This window comes from Propionivibrio sp. (assembly GCF_049316945.1).
Lineage (GTDB): Bacteria > Pseudomonadota > Gammaproteobacteria > Burkholderiales > Rhodocyclaceae > Propionivibrio.
Map to the genome: position 1 here is coordinate 1 of NZ_JBMOJE010000244.1, position 4,006 is coordinate 4,006.

Sequence of the window (4,006 nt, forward strand, 5' to 3'; positions counted from 1 at the left end):
TCATGGCAAGCGAGCCTGCAAAGATGCTTGAGCAACTCAGTGAAAAAATCAAGGATCTATTTGTCCTAGCACCGTCAAAAAAACATATGAATACCCGAGACCTCGGGCGACAAGAGCCAACTCCTCCGCTGCGTCGTCTTGTCGTTTCAGAAATTGCTTCTCCAAAGGCAGACCTACCAACTCCCGCAGCCGCTTGAAAAACGCATCTGTAGAGCCAACTTCGGAACGGTAACCTGAAAAACTTGAACATCGAGTTTCATACAGGCGAGTTAAGCGGCGAAAATGGAAAGGACCTCTCGTTCTTCGACTCGTTTTGTGTGCTGGCTGCATGAGTGCGCCCGAGCAGTGCGCATGCTAAAAATAGTTGCCCAAATACTCCAAACTTCCTATTGATGCGACAGATTCGGCTAAACTCAGATTCGCTTTACGCGATGTAGGCAAGCAGCAAAAACTGCTTCAGGATTGAAGGAGATTGACTTTGAAAAGAAGTAAACCGGATGTAGATCCGCAATTAGCGCACCACATGAAACATGCCGTTCATGACGAATGGCTTTCAATGCTGAAGTTTCAATGGCCGCTTGTCGTGCTTTTTGTTGTTGGTCTATTGGTTCTGGTATTTGTCACCCGTCCGTTCGCACCCACCCGTCTGAAGCTCGCCACCGGTCAGGCCAATTCTTCACTTGACGCATTAGGCAAGAAATATGCCGAAGAATTTAAAAGACACGGTGTCACCCTGGATTTGGTAAACACTGCCGGTGCCTTTGAAAATATCGAGTTACTCAAAAAATTGAAGGTTGATGCCGCCTTTTCACTAGGCGGCACAGTTGAAGCCAGTGAGGTGCCTGAAATCGTTACTCTGGGCAGTGTCGAGTATCAGCCGTTCTGGCTGTTTTATCGCGGTTCTGCTTATGACGGTATCAATCCATCTAAATTCTTTGCCAACAAGTATTTTTCCGTCAACATTCCGGGCAGTGGTACGCGCCATCTGACCGAGAAATTGCTCAACTTGCATGGCATCAAGATTGAGGGTAACCAGCACATGCTTTCGATGCCTTCTGGGGATAGCGCTGACGCTTTGCTGGCGGGCAAGATCGACGGCGTCTTTCTGGTGGCGGGCATTGAGTCGAAAACCATCCAGAGAATCGTCAAGTCGCCGGATATAAAAATCTTTAATTTTTCGATGGCAGAAGCTTATGCTAGACGCCTTAAATTTCTTGAGATAGTCAATTTACCGAGAGGCTCAATCGAACTAACCGATGATGTGCCAATCGAGAACATTCAATTGGTTGAAACCACCACTACCCTTATCGCGGAAGATGACCTGCACCCGGCCATTCAACACTTGTTCCTAAGCACCGCCCGCAAATTCAACGATGCCGGGCAGGGTTTTTTTCGCCGTACCGGCGGCTTTCCTGCCCTGATTGAGCAGGGCTTGCCGACCAGTTCGGTGGCAGAGCGCTATTATTCCAAAGGCGCACCTGCCTTGGAAGGCTATTTACCGTTCTGGTTGTCAAGCTTGTTTGATCGTATCTGGTTTATCTTGTTTGCAGCCTTTGCCATCGGCTATCCTTTGTCCCAGCTATTTCCCAACTATCGACTGGTGTATGCCAACCTGTGCATGGCTGATTGCTATGACAAACTCAGAGCAGTTGACCAGAAATTGATTGGTACGGCAACTTTCGCCGATCTGGAGGCCAACCGCGCCGAGTTTCTTGAGCTTGAAGAACGAATTAACCAGCTATGGATTTCAAATGGTCACAACGGTGATTTTTTCAACATCAAGAACGCAGTTGAAATCGTGCGCGGAAGAGTCCAGCGTCTTGCAGAACAATTCAAAGCCTCGCCGGCCTAGATAAGCGCTTAACGAAAAGTTTTGTACGTCATTGGTAAACACAAATCCCATCCAGCCATTGCTGCTATTGCGTTAACAGCTATCATTTCTGCGTAATTGAGTAGAAAACTTGTTGTTATCAGCTTATCTGGAACGGCCATTTTTTAAAAGTGAAACTATTGTTATGAATTCAGTTCTGCCTGCTTCAAATGTTAGTGCTGCCAAATCTCGGGTTGTTGTCTTTGGCAGCTTCTACCGTGGATTTTGTGTTTTGAGTGAGCTACTGTCAGGCGATATTACTGAAAAATTGACAGTGGTTGGCGTGGCCACTGATGATTCTTCAAAAAGGTTTGTCAGTCCTGATAAAAGAGTTTGGCAATATCCCCACGTCAAAGCTGAGGAAGAAATGGTTTCCAATCTGGCCCGGAAGTTTGATATTGAAATCTACAACGGCAATGTAAAAACACCCGAGTTTTACGATATTTTTGAAAACAGATGGAAACCTGATTTGTGCATCATGGCCACTTTCGGTCAGAAGATTAATTCGAGGTTATTTGAGGCTCCACATCTTGGATTTTATAATCTTCATCCCTGCATCGATGATGGCTGGCCGTCGCATTATGTCGGAGGAAACCCATTTCAGATGCTGCTCAATGATGAAAAAATATATTCTAAAATTGCAATGCACCGCGTTAATGATGGTTTTGATACCGGTGAGTTCATTGCTTATTCTGATAAAGTATTTTTTCCTGCTCATGCCAGTGTTATTGACTGTCACAAAATAACGTCACCGACAGCCGGGCGATTGGCGGTGCATGAAATTGAAAAAATCATTGATCGGGCCAATTGCAGCAATTGCGGCAACACGGCTGATAGTTGATAGGCAAAACGCTGTTGCAGTTTCTATTGATTCATGCAGCATTGACTATGGGCAAGACGTGGACAGTTTTCCTTCTCTGGGTGGTACATATGCTGCGAAGATCTTTAGTTTTCTTGGCGTTGATGCTGTTTGGTGCAATTGTCTCAGCCGGGTCGCTGAAACCCAGCAAAACACTCGACGACATTCGAAAAAGGGGTGTTATCGAGATCGGTGTCAAAACCGATTTCGCACCGTTTGGCATGCTCGACTCCAAGGGGGTCGCAGAGGGGTTTGAGGTTGACCTGGCAAAAGACATCGCCCGTCAACTCGGAGTCAAACTCACCACAGTCAATATCACCACTGAAAACCGCTTTCAGAAACTCGAACAGGGCGATGTTGACGTTGCTATTGCCACCACTGCGGACACTACCGAGCGGCGTCAGGTCGCCACTGCAATTGAGCCCAATTACTATGCCGGCGGGGTTGTGGTCTTCATGCGCCCCGAACTCCACATCAATGATTGGCTGGCGATGCGGGGGCAGAAAATTTGTGCCACTCAGGGTGCCTATTTCAACCGTCCCATGAGCCAGCGCTATTTGCTTGATTTGCTGATGTACCGCAGCTTGCGTGATGCGCTGCTGGCCTTGCGCGACGGTCGCTGCGTCGGCTTTCTGTATTCCAGCGCGGCGGTGCAGGCTTATCTGAAGAAGCCCGAGTGGGCCGGCTACAAAGTCACCCTGCCGCTGGCCATGGTGGCACCTTGGGCTATCAACGTGGCTCGCAAAGATCAGGACACCGAACTCGAACAGGTATTGGGTGATATCGTGGCAAATTGGCATCGCACCGGTTTCCTGATCGAGCGTGAGAAGGCCTGGGACGTACAGCCAACTAAATTTTTGTCCGATCAGCACACTTTGTGGTCTCAGCGTGATGCTGCCGGAAAGTTCGTTTGTGAACGCGACGCCAATGGACTCTGGCCGACGAAATGCCGCAATCCGTCTTTTGTCAGATACGCAGAAGTCGGCGGTCTGCAAAAAATTGGTTTGTGGATGCGGGAAACCACCGGCATGAATATGACGTTTGTCTACGACGATTATGACCGCCCGCTGTTCTTGAAAGGCTTGCTCTACACCTTCGTTTTGATGGCAAGTTGCATCTTCTTTAGCCTGCTGCTGGGGTTGATGGGGGCTTTGCTGGTCGAAACCAGGCGTCGCTGGCTGGGGCAATTGGTGCGAGGTGTAGCGGTCTATGGGCGAATGACCCCACCACTGCTCCAGATGTACCTGTTGTTTTTTGGTATTGGCACCTTGCTTTAT

4 protein-coding genes are annotated in these 4,006 nt (G+C 48.4%); all 4 read left to right on the plus strand.

All coding sequences use genetic code 11. From position 1 onward, the window contains the following. Positions 1–197: hypothetical protein (locus ACOYNV_RS26280; protein ID WP_422902773.1), on the plus strand; the 197-nt coding region annotated here is incomplete at its 5' end. A gap of 281 nt (positions 198–478) precedes the next feature. Continuing rightward, positions 479–1,852: a TAXI family TRAP transporter solute-binding subunit gene (locus ACOYNV_RS26285; protein WP_422902774.1), complete on the plus strand. Its 1,374-nt coding sequence runs from the start codon at positions 479–481 to the stop codon at positions 1,850–1,852. 109 nt (positions 1,853–1,961) lie between these two features. Beyond that, complete coding sequence (locus tag ACOYNV_RS26290) at positions 1,962–2,711, plus strand: formyltransferase family protein (RefSeq protein WP_422902775.1); 750 nt, start codon at positions 1,962–1,964, stop codon at positions 2,709–2,711. After that, positions 2,708–4,006 (plus strand): transporter substrate-binding domain-containing protein (locus tag ACOYNV_RS26295; RefSeq protein ID WP_422902776.1); only part of this gene is annotated, 1,299 nt, incomplete at its 3' end. The genes ACOYNV_RS26290 and ACOYNV_RS26295, both read left to right, overlap by 4 nt.